This window comes from Granulicella mallensis MP5ACTX8 (assembly GCF_000178955.2).
GTDB lineage: Bacteria > Acidobacteriota > Terriglobia > Terriglobales > Acidobacteriaceae > Granulicella > Granulicella mallensis.
On the sequence record NC_016631.1, the window covers coordinates 520,089 to 541,524 of the forward strand.

The following is a 21,436-nucleotide window of genomic DNA, read 5'->3' on the forward strand; positions in this document are numbered from 1 at the left end:
GGCTTTAGCCCCGGGCCTTTTGATCGCAGCCGAAAGAAGGCCCGGGCCTAAAGGCCACATCTTTGCCAAGCCTCTATTTCCGTAGCCTAAGGGCTACGGCTCCCTCCGTCTCCTCGACGCTAAAGCGTCAACGAACGCGCTTCGCGCTATCCAGAACATTCTTTGTCGAAGGAACGATCCCCCACCCTTGGTAGAATCGTGGTGATTATGCCCGCAGCTACAGGTCTTTCTCCCGAAATCCTCGCCAAGTATCAGCCCGTCATCGGACTCGAGGTCCACGTCCAGCTGCTGACGCAGTCCAAAGCCTTCTGCGGCTGCCGCAACGAGTACGGCGGCGAGCCCAATACGCACACCTGCCCCACCTGCCTCGGTCTGCCCGGCGCCTTGCCTGTGCTCAACAAGCAGGCCGTGGAGTTTGCGGTGCTCGCGGCGAAGGCCATCGGGTGCGAGATTCGCGAGACCAGCATCTTCTCGCGCAAGAACTACTTCTACCCGGACTCGCCCAAGGGCTACCAGATCTCGCAGTTCGACAAGCCCATCGCGGAGAACGGCGTCATCGTCGTGCCGGACGCGCAGGGCAATCCCAAGCGCATCGGCGTCACCCGCCTGCACATGGAAGAGGACGCGGGCAAGAGCCTGCACGACGGCTTCGCCGACTCCGTCTCGCGCACCTACATCGACCTCAACCGCTGCGGCACGCCGCTGGTCGAGATCGTCAGCGAGCCCGACCTGCGCACCGCCGACGAGGTCTTCGAGTACCTGACCAAGCTCAAGGAGATCCTGCTCTACACCGCCGTCTCCGACTGCAACATGGAAGAGGGTTCGCTGCGCTGCGACGCCAACGTGAGCGTGATGCTCAAGTCTGACTGGGAGGCGCGCGGAGCCGCGGCCTACGGGACCAAGGCCGAGGTCAAGAACGTCAACTCGTTCCGCTACATTCGCTCGGCGGTGGAGTACGAGATCGAGCGCCAGATCGGTGTGATCGAAGAGGGTGGCCGCGTAGTGCAGGAGTCGCGCCTCTGGAACAGCGCCGAGGGCCGCACCTTCTCGATGCGTTCCAAGGAACAGGCCCATGACTATCGCTACTTCCCCGAGCCGGACCTTCCGCCGCTGGTCGTCGGACCGGAGTGGCAGAAGCAGATTCTCTCCGCGATGCCCGAGCTGCCCGAAGCCCGCCGCGCCCGCCTGTCCGCGGAGTATGGCCTCTCCGCGCAGGACGCCGCGACGCTGACGACGACGCGCTCGCTAGGCGACCGCTTTGAGGTAGCTGCGAAGACGGCGAAGTCTCCGAAGCGTGTGGCGTCGATCCTGCTCAGTGAGATCACGATGCGCCTGCGCGCCGCCGAGATCGAGTTCGAGCAATCTCCCGTCACGCTCGACGGCGTCGTGCTTGCCGCCGACCTTGCCGAAGCCGGAGAGATCTCGTCCAAGCAGCTCAAGCAGCTGCTCGACGCGTGCTTCGCCGAGGGCAAGGACTTCGCCTACATCTACGACCGCGACAAGCCCCAGCAGATCTCGGACACCTCGGCCATCGAGGCGATGATCGACGAGGTAATCGCCGCGAACCCCGCACAGGTAGCCCAGTTCAAGGGCGGCAAGCGCACGGTTGCCGCGTTCTTCGTCGGCCAGGTGATGCGCCTGTCGAAGGGCCAGGCAAACCCGGCAGTTCTGAATGAGCTTGTGGTGAAAAAACTGGATGCGTAACCGCTAACGCAAAGGTGTTTTTGCCTTTGCTCTTGCTTTTCTTGTTGTCATTCCCGCAGGGAATCTGCTTTTTGCTTTTGCCTTTGCTTTTCTGGTTGTCATTCCGAGCGCAGTGAGGAACCTGCTGTCTCCCGCTCTTCGCTCGTACTACCCGGAAAAGCAAAGGCCCTCTTGATAGCGACAATGTTTGCTACAGAGCGCATTTGACGACAACAACTAGCGTCTAATCCCTCCATGCGCCCCACGCACAAGCTCGCGCTCCTCTGCACTCTTATGACCTCCACCGGTTGCCGCCACCCTTACGTCGTGCCCGAAGAGCCCATGCCTCCAAACACCATCCTGCTTTCGCAGATGATGCGAGAGCTCTCCGCGCAGCCCGGCTTCACCGACGCTCTTCTCGCCCAGATCGACAAGGGCGGCAAGAAAGGTCCGGCGCTACTGACCCCAGCGCTGATCGATGAGCTGCGCAAACGCATCCTCGGCAAGGACTGGCAGGGCCTCGACCGCTTTCCCGGATGGACGATGCGCGAGATCAACCCCACCGTGCGCGTCGTCGGCCACGTAGCGGGCAAGAGCCCCAAACTCGAAGCGACAGCCGCCGTGCATCCCGGCTCACCCGCCACAACAGAAGCGGCCAAACAGTTTCTCGACCTCGGCCCCTACGCACTCGACAAGAGTGAGACGGTCGATCTCGACCGTCCATCCACCTTGCCAGGCTTCACCACCGATGGCCTCGTCACCACCCTCGGCGCAGGCGTTACACGAGGCGACGGTCCTAACGACCTGGCCCCCGAGCACGCCGAAAGCCAGAGGCTCGCCGACGTCCTGAATCGCCTGGCGGCCAATCTCCTACCGAGCTCGACACTCTTCGCCGCAAAAGTGCAGGGCCGGGTGGCAAATTCTCCGCAGGACCTGATCGCTGCGCTGCTAGCGACAGGCCACGAGGTTACGGTCGGCGATGCTCGCTACTTCGCCAACTTCGGGCACTTTCACTATCAGGGCAAAGACGTGATGATGCCCTTCTGGGTGAACTCGCAGATCGTCGTGCCGCACTCCGGTGGCCGTCCGCTGCTCATCCCCGTCTCACACGCTGAATACGAGTGGCACATCCGCGGCCCTCACCTCAACGCCGATGTCAGCTACTACTTCGGCATCGACGGCAAGAGCGAGTGGCGCACCATGGACACGCTCGATCAGCCCTGGGTGCTGAAGCGCAACGCACATGAGTATCGCGATGCCGATGCGGTGGAGGTCACGAGGCTTGCCGGGCTGCTGACCGTCGCCTACATGCACCAGCACGATGCGCGACCAGAGCTGCCCTTCGGTGGCTACTATGCTCTCGGCGTCTGTCAGGACGGCGTCTCCGCGATCGAGCACAAGATGACCGGCCGCGTTACGCTCTTTCCCAACACCGCCGACAGTTCGCTCTTCAGCGATCCACGCGATGCCGAGATCAACGCCCTGATTACCGCGATCCCGAAGGACCGCACCGGTGCGGAGCCTGAGCCCGAACGCATCTTTGGCTCTCTGCCGACAGCGCCTGCGGCTTCTGCAGATCAAGCCTTCAACGCCATTACGATTCCGGGTCTCGCTGACGATCTGAATGCGACCTACAAGGCATGGCAGAACGGAACGCTTGAGCGCACACGCTCTACATGGAGCCTGGTGCTAAAGATTCTTCTGGCGCTGGCGTTTGCAGCCGGAGCGTTTGTTGGTGTGCGAAAACTCCGGCATTGAATTTGTAGGCTGTTCAAAGGCAGGCACCCGTCTTTGCTTTTGCCTTTGCTGTTCTGGTTGTCATTCCGAGCGCAGCGAGCGAACCTGCTGTCTCCCGTTTTTCGCCATTGTTGCCACAAGCGTTATCTATTAGCGCAAACTAGCTCGTTTCAGTTCCAGCCCGCGTGTTTTCTGGGTTCTGCAACCAAAGAACGGGAGACAGCAGGTTCGCTCGCTGCGCTCGGAATGACAACTAGAAAAGCAAAGGCTTGGCAACGTAATAGCATTCCTCACGCTCCTACCGAGTGGGAGGTTTCACCCAATGGCAACCACGAAGAAAGCAGCAAAGAAGACCTCAACGAAGAAGGCAGCCAGCAAGAAAGCTCCAGCGAAGAAGACTTCGGCAAAGAAGTCCACCCGCAAGTACAGCCCATCCGCCGGCAAGCAGGTCGAGACCGAGATGCACGAGATGAAGCGCGGCAAGCTGAAGAGCGGCCGCAGCGGCAAGAAGGTCACCAGCCGCAAGCAGGCCATTGCCATCGGTCTTTCCGAAGCGCGCAAGAAAGGCGCCAAGGTGCCACCTCCCAAGAAGGGGTGATACCTCAGCCTCGCTGTTCAGAGCGAGAATCAAAAAAGAAAATCTCCTTGCAAGATTCTCCAGGTCTTCCGTTCTCACTACAGGCGGGAGAATTTGGCCGATAAGGAGATACACCATGAACGCACCCCAGAAGCACCGGAAACCCTTCGCTGTCCTTTGCGGCTCTTGTTTATTGGTTACATGCCTTGCAACGCAGGGCTGCTCTTCCGGTACGCAGGCGCACACTCTGAGCACGCACGCCATGGCGCACCGCCGCCTTTCCAACACCGTAGCCGACGTGAGTGTTGGTATCGAGACGAACGGTGCGTCTATGGCCGAGGTGGCCAGGGTACTGGCCACGCGCTCGCAAAGTCTTATGGCCTATCTCAAGCGAGAGGGCGCAGACCGGCTTACAACAGGGCAGATAAGTATCGAGCCGAAGCTGGATAATTCCAGGGGCAGTGAGGGCAGGGCAGACCGGATTGTGGGATACACGGGCACGATGTCCGTGAGCTTTCGCAGTCCTGCGGACAAAGTCTCCGATCTGATGTCTGGAGCTCTTGCGCAAGGAGCGAACACGCTGGGTGCGGTTGTCTTTACAAGCCGCGAGGAAGACGTCGACGCCGCCCGCAAGGAACTGGCAGTAGAAGCCACGCATCTTGCGATGGAGCAGGCCGCGTCGGTGGCAAAGGCTGCGGGCTCGCATATTGCAGGAATCATAGCGATCGAAGTCGATCCGCAGAATGCCACGCTGGATTTCGCAAAAGCATCGTATGCTGCTCCTGCAGCGCCTGCCATGGCCGGCCTCAGAGCGGCTCCCATCGCAACAGCTGCTGGAGATCAGGACCTATCGATTGCCGTCAATGTGCAGGTAGAAGTTGCGCAATGACCTTGGGACATATGCAAAAACGGAGCAGCCATGGCTGCTCCGTTTTGCGTTTCATCCTGTCTATCTTTCGTCTTCATCCCTCGCAACCGCACGCACTCCGTGCAGTTGGGCAAACTCGGTTCTGGGCAGCCGCATCTGCGGTGCATAGCTGCCATAGACGCTGATGTGGAAGCATGCCTGCTGGAACTCTTCTTCCACGTCCAGCTTTCCGGCCTGCATCAGCGGCAGCAGGTAGCTGCGCATCCACGCGATCTCTTCCATGCTCATGCCGTGCTTGCCGAAGTCGATGGCCTGTCCCGTGAGATGTGGCGATGCCACATCGCCTTCGATGGAGGCGGCATTGCCATTCACACGCTGCAGTCGAAGCTGATAGGCCACAGTGCGTACAGCCGAGTTCAAGTGCAGCGGTTCATGAAAGCGTGCGTAGAACGCGCGTGAGGTGTCGGTCACGAACTTCACGGTCCAGGGCCGTGCATAGCGGCGATTGTAGGGAAGCGCTTCGTTGACGGCTAGTCCCGGAGTATCGGGAAAGCCTACAAGCAGATGTTGCGCACGCATGCGGTCGAGGTCGGTGTCGTCCTGGATCCGCGAGAGCCCGGCGGCATCGGCCATGCGGTTCTGGTGGACGAGAATCTCGCGCGTACCTTTGAGCGGCGCGGGAACGATGAGCCTGCCCTCACGCGTGTAGAGCGGAACAGCCAGGGGACGGATGACTTCATCCGGCGACGGACGCTGTCCGGGGCGCTCGGCATCGGCGAGGGTCTCTGGCTTTACAGGAATATCCGAGTCGTCGGCGGAGACTTCTATCGGTGGAGTAGGGGGTAAGACACGCAGGACCGGTGCGGGTGGCTGCTGCCTCGTCGCTTCGATCGGGGCACTGTGCATGGGCAGCCGTTCATCATCGTCCGGATGCGACTCGCCCTGTGCGAAGACTTCATGTGATGAGGGCAACGCAGTCGCTACCTCATCTGTTCCACTGCTGCGTTCTCTGTGGGGTGCTGCGGGAACTTGCTTCACCGCTGTATTCGCTACGCGTACAGGTTCGCGGCGTGTCTCAACCGGATACCGCTCCGCGATCTCCGGTCTGACGGCGGTCCTGCTGTGCGTTCTCTGTCGCGATCCCGTGCGATACATCACGACGGGATCGTCCACCATCTTCGGCTCGCTCTTTCCACGGCGTCTACTCTGAGCACGAGATCTGGAGGAGGTTCCTGGTCTTTGGGTGTCCCTGGATTTAACCGAGGCTCTGTCGGAGTTTCTTCCCGTGCTCTTCGACGCGGTTGAACTACTCCGCTTTCCGGAGCGCTTGCCTGCGGACCTCTGCGATTCGAGCCTGCCCTTCGTTGCGGAGGAGCCGGCACTTTGGACGGCTGTGGAGTGGCGCAGACGTGGGGTATGCGTTGCCGCGAAGGCTGAGAGGGTACCTGCGGTAAAGGCGAGGACGAGCAGCAGCGCCTTTGCACGCGCGGAACCCCTTGCATGCGCGGAGCACGTCAGGGCAGCGAGAGAACGCTGTAAGTTCGTCATCGATCGATTTTCATAAGGTGGCCGCGAAGCCGCCGGAGCCCTTTCAGGCTATCGGTCGAGGGGCCTCGGCGGTAGTAGCGTTGTTGGTTCTCCGAGGCGGTTCCTCGAAGCGGCCAGAATTTTGGCGTCCGCATATTTTCGCGATACAGTGAGGGAGACTTACCCGGAGACCTACGCACGATGCCGACTTCGAAGACTTTGCAAGCCACCGCGCTTACTCTCGCCTTTGCTGGCCTTGTTGGGAGCGCCGCACTTTGGCGCCCGAACCCGGTCTCTGCCCATGCGGATCCCGCGCCCGATACAGAGGCCTTCTACACCCAGAAGGTGCAGCCGATCCTGCAGACCAACTGCTATCGCTGCCATGGCGGCATCAACCATCGCGGTGGGCTACAGATCGACACGAAGGCGGGTCTGCTGAAGGGTGGACACGACGGTGCTGTCATCGTTCCGGGGCATGCCGATCAATCGCTGCTGGTCAAGCTCATCAACCACGCCGGTCCCGCGAATGATCCCATGCCGATGCCGCCGAAGGATAAGCTCTCCGATGCCGATATCGCCACGGTCACGCAGTGGATCCAGGCGGGAGCAATTATGCCTGCGGAAGCAGCAAAGTAACAGGAAGACCACCGATTCGGGTGCCCCATCCTCGACGCGCGTTTTTTGCGCGGCAGGGTGGGGTATCGTTTGCGGTAGCAAACGACCGTACTCTTTGATAGAGGAACAGTCACCGCTACAAGCCGAAAGCGGTCGTGCTTTCGCACGATACCCCTGACGCAGAGCGCGCTTCGAAGATTTGTGGGATTCGCTTAGCGTCTATACCCCACCCTGCCGCGCAAAAACGCGCGTCGAGGATGGGGCACCCGGTTGTGCTTGTTTATCTCTTCAGGAAAATCTTTTTTAATACGCCCGCTGATACATCTTCGACATGCGATCATGCCAGCCCAGGCGCTCGTCGTCCAGGAAGGCCCATGCGAGCCCTATGCCCAGGGGGCAGGCTGCCAGCAGCATCGCCAGAACGCGGCGGCGCATGGCCTTGCGTGAGGGGTTGGCGTCGCCGAAGGTGCAGAGTGCGATGCGGGCGTAGCGCATGCCCGGTGTGGCTTCCGCGAGCGAGAGAAACAGTAGCTGGAAGATTACGAACAGCGCCAGCAGCACGCCTGCTGTGGTGACTCCCAGGAGCGGCAACGAGAGGGCACGGAGGTTCGGTCCAGCTATCTTGGCTACCACTGCCGCGAAGCCCAGAAAAGCGATTCCGATGCAGCCGGTGTCGATGCTGGCCGCCATGAGCCGAAGCTCCAGCGGCGCTGTCTGCGGTTGCAGCGTGAAGTGGTGCTGCGCCTCGGCGGGCGGCGCATGCGTGGCGACCTTGTTGGGGTCCAGAAATAGTCCCTGCCACTCGGGTGCACCGGAGAATTCCACTGCTTCCGGCTCGATTGAAATCTGCTCGGGCTCCACCTCGAAGATGCGCAACTGCGGCTCAACGGGAGCGTCCTCGCGCAGCGGACCTTCGGCCAGCCGGGGACGTGCCTTGCGTGAAGCTACCAACTGGCGAGGAAACTCGATCAGGTTGCCGGGGATCGGCTGGGCCTCGATGAGGTGCAGTTCGAACTCCGGCGCACGGCGAAACTCGATCTCCTGGTCCAACTGGTCGAGCTCGTCCTCGCCGTCGGCAGGGTGGACATGATGCGAGCGCGACTGCGACTGAGTCGTGACCGTCGCGGAACGGGCTGCTCCAATGTCGTCGTACATCCGTACCGTCAGACTGCCGGAGGATCTTTCCGCTACGGCTTCAATTCTTGGCTCTTCGAAGACGACTTCGCGCGGTCCTGGCCGGGATTCAATCTGTGCTTCGGCTTCGGACCGGTTCCACTGGTCGAGTTCTTCCATCAACTTCATCTGGGCTTCGGCGACGGCCCTGGCGTTCCGTGCGGCGATCTCCGCTTCGGCCTGCGCCTGCTGCGAGGCCCGTTCGGCCTCGGCGGCGAGAAATTCGCGATAACTTACGCTGTGTTCGTAGCGGGCGGCTACAGCCTCGCGGATGCGCGAAGTTCCACTGCGGGCCTGGTTCCGGATCTGGGCTGTCGCTCGCTCGCGCTCGGCTTCCAGTGCCAGTTCCTGGGCCCTGCGGCTGCGATGCGCGGCCAGCCGTTCGGCTACCACCTGTTTCAAGCCACTGACGCTATCCGTTCCCGTGGCGCGGTAGTCCAACCCTTCAGCGATCTCGTCTTGCTGCGCCGCACTGCTCATGCTCAATTTCAAACTCCCAGGGTCTAAAACGTACAATCCGCCGCCTCACCTGAACTCATCTGATGTTCATGGCAGCGACTTGCGACCATGAAATCGTCTAAGCTCAAACTTGTGGACGGTCTCACTCAAGCCCCCAGCGGCAAACGAATTCGGCAGCGCCGCCTTGCGATGCAACTGGTGCTTCTGTTCATAACTACCATTCTCGCGCCCCTGGGTCATCAACATCTAGAGGCTCAGGAGGTGGCGAGGGAGGAACCTCCTGCTGCCGCAAGTCAGGCTGTACTGCCTGAGGCGCCCACTCCACAGCAGGACGGACCGCTGGATCTGACGCAGATTCCTCACGCCACGCCGTTCTCTCCCGGCAAAGTCCCCGACCGCGTCGTGCTCGAATCCGACAATCCGCAGACCAAGACCGGAGATGTGCTTGCCGCCTCCGGCAATGTCGTCATCACCTATCGCGACCACATCATCTACGCGGACTCGGTGACCTATGACAAGGCTACCGGCGAGGTCAACGCCACAGGTCACCTGAAAGTGATCGGCGGAGAAAACGACGAGCATATCGAAGCCTCGCACGGAACCTACAACCTGCATACCGGCACCGGCCGCTTCTACGATGTCTCCGGCTCGGTCGGGTTGGGGAAAACCAATGCCAAAGAGTCTGTCGTTACCCCGGTTATTACCTCTACCTCCGCAACCGGCGGCCGAACCGGACCCCGGTCGGCTGGTTACCAGAACTCGAACCCGTTCCTCTTTGAAGGGCGCGTCGTCGTCAAGACCGGGCCGGAGAACTATGACGTCTACGACGGCGCGGTAACCTCCTGCCTTCTGCCCAACCCGGACTGGCAGCTCTTCGCCAACCACTTCAACATGGATGGCGATAAAGCGAAGGCCTACAGCTCCAACTTCAGGCTGCTGGGCATCCCTGTGTTCTATCTGCCTTACGTGACGCATCCCGTCGATGCCGACGAGCGCCAATCGGGTCTGTTGATTCCGACCATCGGCTATTCGAGCGCCAGTAAGGACACCGGCTCGAAGGGATTCACGATCGGCGAGCAGGCCTACCTTACGCTGGGCCGCTCGGCTGATTTGACGGTAGGAACGCTGTACTACTCGCTGCGCGGTTTTTCAGAGAACGGCACCTTCCGCTATCGCGGTCCGGGCGACGACTTTCTTACTGCCCACTTCTCCGCGCTGCAGGACCGTGGTTTTACCTCGGCTGCAGGCCTCTATCAGAACCAGGGCGGCCAGGACATCACCGTTGGCTACCGGAAGCAGCTCACGACAACCACCCGCGCTGTCGTCGACGCCGAGTATCTCAGCTCCTACATCTACCGCGAGGTCTTCACGGAGAACTTCAACCAGGCTGTGAGCTCCGACATTACTTCGACTCTTTACCTGATGCACGAGCGCAACGGATTCGCGCTGGATGGCCGGGTCGACCGCTATCAGGGTCTCAAGGTGGTGGCCATTGGCACCACGCCCGGAGAAGAGGTAAAGATCTTTCATGCGCCTTCGATCGATCTTTCGGCGGACGATCACCGGATCGAAGGAACCCCTCTGCTCTGGGACCTGGATACCTCGGTCGCAGCCCTGAAGCGCACGCAGCCTGACTTTGCTTCAGCCGGCATGACCGAACGCGTCGATGTACATCCAGAGCTGTCACTACCCCTGCACCTGGAAGGCTGGAACGTGATGTCGAGCCTGGGCGCGCGCGATACGTTCTACTCTCGATCGCGCCAGGCTCCCTATGGTGCCAATGCAACTCCCATCGAACTGACCCAGACGGTTAATCGCAGCGATTTCGAGGCCACTGTGGACATTCGTCCTCCTGTTCTTGAACGTACCTTCACCGTTCCGGCCCGGTTCCGGAAGCTCCTGGGCGATGAGGTTCGTCATACGATCGAGCCGGACATCACCTATCGTGATGTGCAGGGGATCAGCAACTTCCTCAACATCCTCCGCTTCGACGACATCGATCTGGCCAGCAATACCGACGAGCTCGCGTACGGCGTTACACAGCATCTCTACTTCCGCCCACGGCCTAAGCCGAAGAAGGCCGCTCCCAAGCCCGGCTGTCCTGTGCAGGAGGCTGGCACGGAGCAGTCGACAGGGGGCTCTGACGGCGGGGCGAACCTGCCCGATGTCTTCAACCCCACACCGCAGGCAGCCAATAACGATGCCAATGGGATTCCTAACGCCTGGGCCGCCGCGCCCGACGTGCCTCTACGCACGCATGGTCACCACCCCGACCCCTGTGCGCCCGACGCGGCGCCGGCCAATCCACCGCAGCAGGAGTGGTTCAGTTGGAGGCTGGAGCAGAAGCACTTCTTCAACCAGACCTTTGGCGGCGCGGTGATCGATCGCCGCCGGAATATCTTCGACAGCACCCTCTCCTTCTCCGGCGTGGCCTTTCTCACCGAGCCGCGCAGTACCTCTCCGCTGATCTCGCGCATGCGCTTTCGCACCTCCGGTCATACGGACATTGAGTACGACTTCGACTACGACACCGGCGCGACGAAGTTCACCAGCCAGAATGTCTTCCTCGATGTTCACTCCAGCCGTTTCTTCGGCGGGTTCTCCTATGCCCGCCTGAATGCGCCGGGCCGCTTCTACACCGAGGTCATCGACACCACGACCAATACCGCTACGGGATTGACCAGTTCGGCGGTCTCTGATTTTTCACAGATGCGGGTTTTGCTCGGCTATGGCACGCCCAGTAAGCCCGGACTCTCCGCGGCGGTAGGTTCAGGCATCGATCTGAAACTTGGCAGTGCCCAGTACGTTACTGTGCAGACCGGCTACAACTGGAACTGTTGCGGCCTGAGCGTGGAGTATCGCAAGTACGACTTCGGCACCATCCGTAACGAAGGCACCCCCAGCTTCAGCTTTACGCTGGCCAATATCGGCAGCGCCGGCAACCTGCGGCGTAATCAGAGCTTGTTCTAGCCGAATCTCAAAAATGCGGCAGGGAACCAGGCTCTGAGATAATCAATCATTGTGTTTAAGCCAACGCGCCTGTCCGCCGTCCTCTTCGCCACACTCCTGACTACGCTCGGCTGTCACGCGCAAAGTCCCGCTAGTCCCGCCAGTTCGCCAGCCATCGCCGCTCCTGTCGTAGGCAAGCCTCTTTCACCGGAGTTGGCCCGTCGCGTTGAGGTTCTGCTGCGCCAGAAGGCACCGCTTCCTCCTGGTTCGACCATCCAGGTCGGCGTGCCCACCGCTTCGGAGGTGCCGGGCTTTAGCCTGATCAGCGTCACTTTCTCGAATGAAGGCAAGAGCTCCCGCCCCATCAACTTCCTGATCTCGGCCGATGGCAAGACGCTGGCGCAGTTCACCAAGTTCGACATCTCCGCCGACCCGAAGAATCTCGTCTCGGCTGAAGGTCGCCCAGCCCGCGGCGGCCCGGTCACCGCGCCCGTTCTGATCGTCGGTTTCGACGACCTCGAGTGCCCCTTCTGCGCGCGGCTGCATGAGAGCATCTTTCCCGCGATGATCAATCGCTACGGGGATAAGGTTCGCATCGTCTACAAGGACTTCCCGCTGGACACGATCCATCCCTGGGCTGAGCATGCCGCTGTCGATGTGAACTGCATCGGCGCACAGTCTCCTGTGGGCTACTGGAACCTTGTGGACGGCATTCACGCACACGCCTCCGATATCGGCACCTCCGATGATCCCAAGGACACGCAGAAGACCCTGGCCAACGCGACCGTGCAACTCGATAAGCTGACTCGCGAACAGGGCAAGCTGCAGAAGGTTGATGCGGCGAAGCTGGACGCCTGCCTCGCCAAGCAGGACACTGCTTCCGTCGATGCTTCGAAGGCTGTTGGTGTTTCGCTCGGCCTTGAGGAAGCTCCGACCTTGTTCATCAACGGGGACAAGGTCAGCGGCGCTCTCCCGGTCGAGTTCATCTTCGGCATCATCGACGATGCTCTCCGTGCTCAGGGCCTGACGCCGCCTCCGACGTATGTGGCTCCGGCGACGACCGCTTCTGTGGCCGGAGGGAAGTAGAGCACTTGAGATAAGTATTTCCTGCGAGATCATGAGCGTTCAGAAATGAACAGCCCACAGCATGGTATTTGTCTCTGCCATACTTCTCGACCAACTTGAGGCTCACTGCATCTAATGGGTTCGGAGGCCTGAAGCTTGAGCGGGAAGAGAATGGCAGTCACGCATCTTTGCTTTCATCGCAGGAGGTGGGGCACCTTCTTCCTGCTGCTGACTTTGGCCGCACTCCCTGCTCCGATTCGTTCTCAGCAGCCTTCCACGACTCATGCACAGAGCTCCCAACGGACTCGCCTCATCCTCAAAGACGGAAGCTATCAGCTTGTGCTGAGCTATAAGGTCTCAGGCGATGTCGTGCAGTATCGCAGCGCCGAGCGCAATGGTGAGACAGAAGAGATCCCGCTTGCCCTGGTAGATCTTCCTGCGACAACGAAGTGGGCCCAGGAACATGGAGCAGGAGCAACGCAGGACAGGCCGGTGTTGAGTCCTGAGCTGGCCAGGGAAGAGGCTGACCGGGCGGCACGCACTCCGGAGATAGCTCCTGGTCTGCGACTGCCGGAGGAGCTCAGTGTGCTGGCCTTCGACACCTTCAATAGTGCTCCGGAGCTGATTCCCCTTGTGCAGCAGGGCGGTGATCTAAACAAGGAGACTGCGCATAATGTGCTGAAGGCGGCGATCAATCCGTCGTCCAGTCCACATCGCCTCCTGGATATTCCAGGTGATCACTCGGATGTTCAATTGCATCTGGCGGCTCCCGTCTTCTATGTCAGGCTGGGGAGCGACGATTCCGCAGATGCCGATTCGGGAACGATCACCGTCGATACGCATGGAGCCTCGGGGCGTGAGACACCTTCGGGTGGCGCAGAGAAGAGTGGCTATAAGATCGAGCGTCTGAGTGTTCTGGGCGACATGCGCGTGCTGAACAGCTTCCGTCCTGGCCTGGTGAATTCAAAGCGGCAGCCTGACGTAATCGAAGTTCATGCGGAGACGCTCACCGGCGGTCATTGGCTGAAGCTCTCACCGGCAACTCCGCTGGAGATTGGCGAGTATGCGCTGGTCGAGGTGTTGTCGGACCGGGAGGTCAACCTGGGGATATGGGACTTCGGCGTGCATCCGGCGGCGCGTGACAATGCTGAGGCGATAAGGCCTGCGCCGAAGCGGGCAGCAGTGCTGAAGGATCGGCCCTAGTTTGCAGCGTTGCTGCATAGAAAAGCCCCACGCGACAGTCGCGTGGGGCTTTTCTACAGGGGAACAGGGAAGAGAGTTTACTTCTGGTTCTGGGTCTTGATCTCGACGGTGACATTTGCCGAGACGGGACGGTTATTGAACATGGCCGGCTTGAAGCGGTACTGGTTCACAGCTTCGAGGGTCTTCGCGTCCAGCTCGGCGCCTGCCGACTTGGCAATGACCAGGTTGTGCGGGATGCCCTGTGCGTCGACGGTGAGGTGAACCTTGACGTCGCTATCGACGGAAGCCTGCTCAAGAGGTACGAGCGTTCCGACGACGTGGACGAGCACAGGAGACGCCGGCTCGATCGACTGGTTGCTGCCGTTCATCGTGTAGGAGAGCGTACCGCCCTGGCGCAATGCGGCCTCGGTGAAGCTCGGATCTACGTCTGCCTGAATGTACTCATGGGCAGGACGCACAATGTGGGTGTTGGGAGCAGGAGCGGGTGCCGGTGCAACAGCGGCTGCTGCGGCAGGGCGAACAAAGCTGATGGGCTGAACGGTGGCATTGGCCTGGAGGTTCGCCGAAGGGGTGCTGACCTGGGCGTGGGCCAAAACGGGAAGCAGGGCGAGAGACGCTACTACTAGAACTTGGCGCATGGTGAAATCTCCTTTAAGCCAAAAGTGCTCAACACCACCTTAAATTGATCGATGTACGGTTGTCAACAATTTTCTTGAAACAAATTTGCTTGCCCAACGTGATGACGTTTTGGCTGGAAATTTGGAATTGTGAGGAGAAGAGAGCTTCTTTTGAGGAGGAACAGGGACGGTGCCTTTGTCGTTGCTTGTTTTTCGCCGTCATCCTGAGCCGATGGCTCAGGATGACGACGAAAAACAAGCAACAGCAAAGACTGTCTGCAAGCTATGAATTGATTTTTTAGTAGTAACGGGTAGTGCGCAGAAACCACTCAACCGCCGATGTGCACCATGCTGCGGGAGGGTTTCAGGAAGCCGGGTTCGCCGATATGATGGCGAGCTTCCTTGCGTTCGATGACGCGGCGAATCCACGAGCGCATGTCATCATCGGAGGCGCCGCGATGCATCAATCCGATGAGATCGTGATCGCTCTGTGAGAACAGGCAGGTGCGGACCTTGCCGTCGGAGGTAAGGCGCACACGGCTGCAGTGGCCGCAGAAGGGCCGCGAGACCGGTGCGATGATGCCGATCTCGCCGCGGCCATCTTCGAAGGTGAAGCGGCGCGCTGTCTCGCTGATGTGATTGGGCGGCAGCTCGACGAGAGGACGCACGGCGTTGAGACGCGTGACGATCTCTTCCATGGGAACGACGGTCTCGGGAGCCCAGGTCCTGCCCTCTTCAAGCGGCATGAACTCGATGAAACGAACGATGACGCCTTCGTTCCGCGAGAACTCCGCGAAGGCCTCGATCTGCGAGTCGTTGAAGCCGCGCATGAGAACGCAGTTGACCTTGACGGGCCCAAGCCCGGCGTCCTGCGCCGCGCGGATGCCGTCGCGCACGCGCTCGAAGCTGCCGGGAACGCGGGTGATCCGGGTAAAGGTCTCGGGATCGACCGCGTCCATGCTCACGGTGATGCGGCTCAGGCCGGCTTCGCGCAGGGGACGGGCCAGCGGGGCTAGCAGGTGGCCGTTGGTGGTCAGGGCGATGTCTAAAGGGGCATCCGAAAAGGCGGGACGAAGCTGGGCGGTCTCGCGGATAAGATCCAGCAGGCCCTGACGCAGCAAGGGCTCGCCACCGGTAAGCCGAATCTTTTCAATGCCCAGGGAGACAAAGACCCGCAGGATGCGGGCGTAATCTGCGATCGGGAGCTCGGAGTACTGGGCACCCTCTTCGCCGGTCCGGCAATAGACGCAGCGATAGTTGCAGCGGTCCGTGACGGAGAGCCGGAGGTCGGTGATGGTGCGGTTGTGGCTATCGCGCAGACGCCCGTCGAGGAGAGCCGTAGCCAGCTGTTCAGACCCGAGGATGGGAAGCAAGCGCATACTCAACGATACGCTTTTCGCTTTGATCTCCGCTGACTGTTGCTTCCGAACTAAATGCCTACGCCGAATTCGACGTCCTGGATCTCGTCGCCGGAGTGCGCATAGAAGTCATAGGGGGTGCGGCGGTTGAACTTGTGGCGCTGACGCAGTTCGCGGCCCACCACGACTCCGATGGCCAGCGCTGTGACGCCCGCCGAAACCCAACCAATGTTGCGCAGGATGTGGTGGTCATTACGAGAGCGAAGACTCACGGTCTCTTCGACCTGGTTCCCGAGTTTGCGGAGCGAACGATACAGCCTCATGGCTTGCATGATAGCGCAGCGAGTGCCTGTTTGTGTAACGCGGTACCTGTGGCAAAACGTAGAAGTGACCCTGGAAAGTCAACAACACCAGCGAGCAGAAAGCTCATCTAGCTTTTGCTGGCGGTCGAAGGCGCGGCTGGCGCGGCGGCGGGAGCCGCTGCAGGAGCCGGGCTCGAGGCGGCAGGAGTTGCCGGAGCCGCAGAGCTCGAATCCGAGGCTGTGGCGGTTGAGGTGTCGCTGCCTGCTGCCGCGGGTTTGGCCGAGGCATAGCCGTCCTTGTACCACCCACCGCCTTTGAAGGAGATGGCCGCAGCCGTGATGGTGCGTGCGAGTGGGCCGCCGCAGTGGGGGCAGACGGTCAGTTCGGGGTCGGAGAACTTCTGGATCTTCTCGGTGCGACGGTGGCACTGGCTGCACTCGTACTCGTAAAGCGGCATTGCGGGTTTCCTTGCTGGTTCGGTTGAGTCTCTAGGATACAACTGCCTCTGTCAGGCCAATTCTAGAAGAGCGCTTCCAGCCTGCGAATCGTGGTGAGGGTTTCGCCCAGGGCTGGCTTCCCGACCTCTTTTTCGAACTCTTTTTGAAGCTTGTCGAAGGCCGCGATGACATGGAGAGCGCACTTCTTGCCCTGCGGCTTCAGGGTGAGTTGGTAGGCCCTCGCATCTTCTGGGTCAATCTTTCGCTGCAGCAATCCCTTGGCCTCCAGCGAGGAGACGCAGTGGCTCACGTTGCCGCGCGTCATGCCAAAGGTTTCGGCGAGCTCCGACGGTTTGATGGAGGCAGGCGCCTCAAAGAAGATCGCCGTGAGCACCAGGCCTTCGAGGAAGCTGAGGCCGTCGGTCGCAAGCGCCTGGGCGGCCAGGGCGTTGAACCGCCGCGCCGCGCGGCTGATCGCGAACATGGGGCTTTCGGCGAGGAAGGCATCGATGCGCATCGTAAGTGGATTTAGTTTACAGGATCAACTATCAAGGTCGATACGAAACCATCGTTGTATTGCGGGAGAGCAACAAGCAGGATGAAGAGACCTCAAGGAGTGATTGGAATTGATGATTCGCCTGCGTTACCTTCCCGTGGTTTTTGTTGCTGTACTGCCTCTGTGTGCGCAGCAGGCTCCCCAGCCGCAAACGCCTCCGGCCATTCAGCCGGTTAGCACGACCGTGGTTGTTCTCGGAGATGTAGAACCGGTAAGCCTTGGCGAATCAGCCCATACCGTTGTGACGCTTGATGCCTCGGAGCATCCGCTGGCCTCGCAGGACATCGAGGATTATCTGCGCACGGACTCTTCGGTCGACATCCAGCAGCGTGCCGGTGCTGGAGTGATGGCAGACATCTCGCTACGCGGCGCTTCGTTCGAGCAGACGCTGGTGCTGCTCAACGGGTTGCGCATGGATAGCGTGGAGACCTCGCACTTCAATCTCGATCTCCCCGTTCCGTTGGCGGCCTTGGGAAATATCGACATTCTGCACGGAGCAGGATCGACGCTCTATGGCTCGGACGCGATTGGTGGAGTCGTCGATTTCACGACCTGGGAGCCGGATGTCACCTCACTGCGCATTCGTGGGGGAGCGGGCAGCTATGGCGAAGATGAGGAGGGCCTGCTGGGATCGGTGGTGGGCAAGCGCTGGAGCGAGGTGATTGCGGGTGATCGCGAACGCTCGACGGGGTTCATCTACGACCGCGACTACAGGACCGAAGACGCGAGCACCGAGACGAGATTCAAGACCGCCCTGGGAGCGAGCGATCTGCTCTTTGCCGGGAACGACCGCGCGTACGGAGCGAACCAGTTCTATGGTAACTACAACTCGTGGGAGCGGACCAAGGGATGGTTTGCTGCGCTGACGCAGAAGTTCGACGAGCATACGGCGGCTGACGTGGCCTATCGGCGGCACTCGGACATCTATGTGCTGTTGCGTGACGATCCGGCTTACTACAAGAATCAGCACATCGACGATGGCTTCGAAGGCGATGTGCGGGAGACGCGTGAGATCTTCAAGAACACCACACTGCTCGCCGGTTTGGAAGAGACTACCGACCAGATTGCGAGCACGAACCTCGGCTACCACGGACGCAACAGCGGCGCGGGTTATGGCGAGGTGAGCTGGCGTGTCCCGGGACGCTGGTCGATCGAGGGCGGGTTACGTGAGCAGATCTTTAGCGGCGGCAGGGCGGTGGCGAGTCCGATGGCTGCGGGAACGTTCTGGCTGCCGGAATCGCTCAAACTACATGGCTCGGTAGAGCATGGGTTCCGCATTCCCACCTATCTCGATCTCTACTACAGCGACCCCACCACGTTGGGCGATCCTAACCTGAAGCCGGAGTCGGTATGGAACTACGAGGGCGGAGTGGACTGGTATCCCGCAGGCCGTGTCTCGGCTACTCTCACAGCTTTTTATTCGGCACAGAAAAATACGGTTGATTACACAAGGGCCTCTCCCGCCGATCTGTGGCAGGCGACCAATATCCCTTCGCTGCACTTTACCGGCATCGAGAGTTCGCTGAACTGGCGGCTGAATGGCAGCCAGCAGTTAAAGTTGAGCTGGACGCTGCTCAAGGGAACGCAGGGCTCGCTGCACGGATTGGAGTCGGAGTCGGTCTTCGACTATCCCGTGAATAACGGCCGTGCGGAGTGGACCTGGAGCCTGAAGCATGGGCTGCTGCTGCAATCGCGGCTTGGTGTGGTGGAGCGATACACGCAGGCGCCTGCGCCTCCGCAGGCTCCCTATGCAGTGTGGGATGTATCGGCGGTGCGCGAGGTGGGACGATTCCGGCCTTATCTCCAGATGACGAACCTGGCCAATACCGGCTACCAGGAGATCGCCAATGTGCAGATGCAGGGGCGCAGCTTTGTGGGCGGGATCGAGTTTGTGTTTTCGCGCAAGCGGTGAAGAGGAAATCTGGCAGTGAATCTGCGCAGCACGATTGCTTCCACGTGCATCTTCGCCGTATCCTCGCCTCAGATGGACTTTGCAAACAAGAAAAAGTTCGACCTGAACCAGAGCGGTCGCAAGAGTTCCGAGGCGGAGCGTCTCGTCTCGGCTGGACAGGTCGAGGACGACTCGGCCTTTGAACTGAAGCTGCGGCCCAAGTGGCTGGCGGAGTTCATTGGGCAGGAGAAGGCCAAGGAACAGTTGGCTATCGCGCTGGAAGCGGCCAAATCGCGCGGCGAGGCGCTTGACCACGTGTTGCTGTTCGGGCCTCCGGGGCTGGGCAAGACGACGCTTGCGACGATCATCGCGAACGAGCTGGGGGTTGGATACCAGCAGACCAGCGGTCCGGCGCTGCAGATCCAAGGTGATCTCACCGCAATCCTGACGAACCTGCGGGAGAGGCAGGTGCTGTTCCTGGACGAGATCCATCGCCTGCAGCCGGTGCTCGAAGAGAAGCTTTATACGGCGCTCGAGGACTACCAGATGGATATCATCATCGGGCAGGGGCCGGCGGCGCGCACACACACGCTGGAGATCAAGCCGTTCACCTTCGTCGCGGCGACGACGCGTCCCGGCCTGCTCAGCTCGCCGCTGCGTTCACGCTTCGGGATTCTGCTGCGGTTGGAGTTCTATACCGACGACGAACTGCGGTTTGTCGTCGAGCGCTCGGCCGAGGTGCTGGGTGTGCCGATCGACCGCGACGGTGCGGCGGAGATTGCGATGCGTTCGCGGGGAACACCGAGAATCGCCAACAGGCTGCTGCGGCGCGTTCGCGACTATGCGCAGGTAAGAGCGTCGGGCAAGATCGACCGTGAGACGGCGATGGCCGCGCTGAAGATGCTGGAGGTGGACGCACACGGCTTCGATGAGCTCGACCGCCGGCTGCTGCGGACCATCATCGAGAAGTACGATGGCGGGCCTGTAGGGTTGAACACGCTGGCTGCGGCGCTGGCCGAGGAGCAGGATGCGCTGGAAGAGGTCTATGAGCCGTTCCTGATTCAGATCGGATTTCTGGATCGCACGCCGCGTGGGCGTGTGGCGACGCGGTTGGCATATGAGCATCTAGGAATCGAGATGCCGCGTAAGCCGACGCTGTTTGGGTAGAGAGGCAAGAGCTAGTTGAACGAATACGCCTTTTGCTTTGCCTTTCTTGTTGTCATTCCGAGCGCAGCGAGCGAACCTGCTTGGATTCAAACTCGAAGTGCAACATTTTCTTTTCTAAGGAGGAAGATGTTGCATGGGTCGAACGTACAAGCAGTTTTCTATGGAGGAGCGCTGTCTTCTGCAGACGCAGTTATCGATGGGTTGGAGGCCGGCGGCGATAGCCGCCGGCCTCCAACGGGCGCGGTCCACGGTCACCCGGGAGATGGGTCGTAATGGCTGGCACGTTGCGCAGCCTAGTCCGAAGGGCGGTCGCCGGTTTATCGCCGGAGGCTATTCTGCGGTGACGGCAGATCGACGTGCCCGAAGGTTGCAGCGCATGCCGCGGGTTGCGCGCAAACTGGTTCCAGGCACCCTCGTGTGGGACCTTGTCGTGGCCGAGCTTGGCCGGGGCTTGAGTCCGGAGCAGGTTGGGTTCACACTCAGGCGTATGCCCGATCCGGTGCGTCTGTCGCACGAGACCATCTACACCGCGCTCTACGCCATGCCACGGGGAGAACTCCGCGCCCGCGTGATGACGATGCTGCGCCGCCGCCGGATGAGCCGCAGATCGCGCTCCAAGGCCGCTGTGGACCCCAACCGCCGTCACTTCATCGACCCCATCAAGCTCATCGACCAGCGGCCCGAGGAGGTGGGGCTTCGCCTGGTCCCGGGACACTGGGAAGGAGACCTGATCAAGGGCAGACTCAACCAGTCCCGCGTCGGAGTGCTGGTGGAGCGAACCACGCTATTCCTCGCCCTGGTCAAGCTCGAAGACGGCTCGGCAAAGACCTGCGCGGAAGGCTTCGCCCGCATCCTCAACCGCTTCGCCTCCCAGATGCGCCGTTCCATGACCTACGATCAGGGACGAGAGATGGCCCAGCACAAGTGGCTGGAACAGCAGACTGGCATCGAGGTCTACTTCGCCCATCCCCACTCGCCATGGGAGCGCGGCATCAACGAAAACACCAACGGCCTGCTCCGACAGTTCCTGCCCAAGGGACAAGACCTCGGTCACTTCTCACAACAGCAGCTCGACGATATCGCCATGCTCATGAATGCTCGCATCCGAAAATCACTCGGAAAACGAGCTCCAGCTGAACTCTTCCTCCCAGAAGGAGCCTTCGACTTCGTTGAGTTCTGGCAAAATCCTGGTATGTTCACAAATGTTGCACTTGGGGCTTGAATCCAAGCTGCTTTCTCCCGTTCTTCGTT

General features: G+C 60.6%; 19 protein-coding genes. 12 read left to right on the top strand and 7 right to left on the bottom strand.

Annotated features, from left to right (window positions below):
* Positions 1-207: 207 nt before the first annotated feature.
* The 4 genes from gatB to ACIX8_RS02180 all read left to right on the top strand — a co-directional run bounded on the left by gatB (position 208) and on the right by ACIX8_RS02180 (position 4,886).
* Complete coding sequence (gene gatB, locus ACIX8_RS02165; RefSeq protein ID WP_014263678.1) at positions 208-1,704, top strand: Asp-tRNA(Asn)/Glu-tRNA(Gln) amidotransferase subunit GatB; 1,497 nt, start codon at positions 208-210, stop codon at positions 1,702-1,704.
* 234 nt (positions 1,705-1,938) lie between these two features.
* Complete coding sequence (locus ACIX8_RS02170) at positions 1,939-3,441, top strand: hypothetical protein (protein WP_014263679.1); 1,503 nt, start codon at positions 1,939-1,941, stop codon at positions 3,439-3,441.
* 301 nt (positions 3,442-3,742) lie between these two features.
* The gene (locus ACIX8_RS02175) at positions 3,743-4,018 is read left to right on the top strand and encodes a DUF6496 domain-containing protein (RefSeq protein WP_014263680.1); all 276 of its coding nucleotides are present in this window, start codon (positions 3,743-3,745) and stop codon (positions 4,016-4,018) included.
* A 115-nt stretch (positions 4,019-4,133) separates the two neighbouring features.
* On the top strand, positions 4,134-4,886 hold the full coding sequence (locus ACIX8_RS02180) for an SIMPL domain-containing protein (protein WP_014263681.1): 753 nt from the start codon (positions 4,134-4,136) through the stop codon (positions 4,884-4,886).
* Between the two features lie 60 nt (positions 4,887-4,946).
* On the opposite strand, the gene ACIX8_RS02185 is transcribed toward ACIX8_RS02180, so the two are convergent.
* Positions 4,947-6,041: a DUF5715 family protein gene (locus tag ACIX8_RS02185; RefSeq protein WP_014263682.1), complete on the bottom strand. Its 1,095-nt coding sequence runs from the start codon at positions 6,039-6,041 to the stop codon at positions 4,947-4,949.
* 67 nt (positions 6,042-6,108) lie between these two features.
* Between ACIX8_RS02185 and ACIX8_RS02190 the strand changes: the two genes are divergently transcribed.
* Both ACIX8_RS02190 and ACIX8_RS02195 read left to right on the top strand, forming a co-directional pair.
* Positions 6,109-6,429, top strand: a complete 321-nt coding sequence (locus tag ACIX8_RS02190; RefSeq protein WP_044176021.1) for a hypothetical protein — start codon at positions 6,109-6,111, stop codon at positions 6,427-6,429.
* Between the two features lie 164 nt (positions 6,430-6,593).
* Positions 6,594-7,028 (top strand): c-type cytochrome domain-containing protein, encoded by a 435-nt coding sequence (locus ACIX8_RS02195; RefSeq protein ID WP_014263683.1) that lies wholly within the window; start codon positions 6,594-6,596, stop codon positions 7,026-7,028.
* Positions 7,029-7,310: 282 nt separating this feature from the next.
* Here ACIX8_RS02195 and ACIX8_RS02200 read toward each other — a convergent pair whose 3' ends face one another.
* Complete coding sequence (locus ACIX8_RS02200; protein WP_044176025.1) at positions 7,311-8,660, bottom strand: RDD family protein; 1,350 nt, start codon at positions 8,658-8,660, stop codon at positions 7,311-7,313.
* 87 nt (positions 8,661-8,747) lie between these two features.
* Between ACIX8_RS02200 and ACIX8_RS02205 the strand changes: the two genes are divergently transcribed.
* The 3 genes from ACIX8_RS02205 to ACIX8_RS02215 all read left to right on the top strand — a co-directional run bounded on the left by ACIX8_RS02205 (position 8,748) and on the right by ACIX8_RS02215 (position 13,856).
* Positions 8,748-11,609, top strand: coding sequence for an LPS-assembly protein LptD (locus ACIX8_RS02205; RefSeq protein ID WP_014263685.1), 2,862 nt, complete (start codon positions 8,748-8,750; stop codon positions 11,607-11,609).
* Positions 11,610-11,660: 51 nt separating this feature from the next.
* On the top strand, positions 11,661-12,674 hold the full coding sequence (locus ACIX8_RS02210) for a DsbA family protein (RefSeq protein ID WP_014263686.1): 1,014 nt from the start codon (positions 11,661-11,663) through the stop codon (positions 12,672-12,674).
* Positions 12,675-12,824: 150 nt separating this feature from the next.
* Positions 12,825-13,856 (top strand): hypothetical protein, encoded by a 1,032-nt coding sequence (locus tag ACIX8_RS02215; RefSeq protein ID WP_014263687.1) that lies wholly within the window; start codon positions 12,825-12,827, stop codon positions 13,854-13,856.
* 77 nt (positions 13,857-13,933) lie between these two features.
* On the opposite strand, the gene ACIX8_RS02220 is transcribed toward ACIX8_RS02215, so the two are convergent.
* From ACIX8_RS02220 to ACIX8_RS02245, 5 genes are all read right to left on the bottom strand, one after another.
* Positions 13,934-14,494, bottom strand: a complete 561-nt coding sequence (locus ACIX8_RS02220; protein ID WP_014263688.1) for an energy transducer TonB — start codon at positions 14,492-14,494, stop codon at positions 13,934-13,936.
* Between the two features lie 308 nt (positions 14,495-14,802).
* Entirely contained in the window at positions 14,803-15,852 is a 1,050-nt protein-coding gene (moaA, locus tag ACIX8_RS02230) for a GTP 3',8-cyclase MoaA (protein ID WP_014263689.1), read from the bottom strand.
* A 50-nt stretch (positions 15,853-15,902) separates the two neighbouring features.
* On the bottom strand, positions 15,903-16,103 hold the full coding sequence (locus ACIX8_RS02235) for a hypothetical protein (protein WP_044177639.1): 201 nt from the start codon (positions 16,101-16,103) through the stop codon (positions 15,903-15,905).
* Positions 16,104-16,261: 158 nt separating this feature from the next.
* Positions 16,262-16,591 carry an FmdB family zinc ribbon protein gene (locus tag ACIX8_RS02240; protein WP_014263691.1) on the bottom strand — a complete coding sequence of 110 codons (330 nt, stop codon included), beginning with the start codon at positions 16,589-16,591 and terminating at the stop codon, positions 16,262-16,264.
* 62 nt (positions 16,592-16,653) lie between these two features.
* Positions 16,654-17,088, bottom strand: coding sequence for a MarR family winged helix-turn-helix transcriptional regulator (locus tag ACIX8_RS02245; protein WP_014263692.1), 435 nt, complete (start codon positions 17,086-17,088; stop codon positions 16,654-16,656).
* Between the two features lie 112 nt (positions 17,089-17,200).
* Here ACIX8_RS02245 and ACIX8_RS02250 point away from each other — a divergent pair, with 112 nt between their 5' ends.
* The 3 genes from ACIX8_RS02250 (at position 17,201) to ACIX8_RS02260 (ending at position 21,407) form a co-directional block, all read left to right on the top strand.
* Positions 17,201-19,039, top strand: a complete 1,839-nt coding sequence (locus tag ACIX8_RS02250; RefSeq protein ID WP_014263693.1) for a TonB-dependent receptor plug domain-containing protein — start codon at positions 17,201-17,203, stop codon at positions 19,037-19,039.
* 72 nt (positions 19,040-19,111) lie between these two features.
* Positions 19,112-20,185: a Holliday junction branch migration DNA helicase RuvB gene (gene ruvB / locus ACIX8_RS02255; RefSeq protein WP_044177640.1), complete on the top strand. Its 1,074-nt coding sequence runs from the start codon at positions 19,112-19,114 to the stop codon at positions 20,183-20,185.
* 133 nt (positions 20,186-20,318) lie between these two features.
* Positions 20,319-21,407, top strand: a complete 1,089-nt coding sequence (locus ACIX8_RS02260) for an IS30 family transposase (protein WP_014263695.1) — start codon at positions 20,319-20,321, stop codon at positions 21,405-21,407.
* The last annotated feature ends 29 nt before the right edge of the window (positions 21,408-21,436 follow it).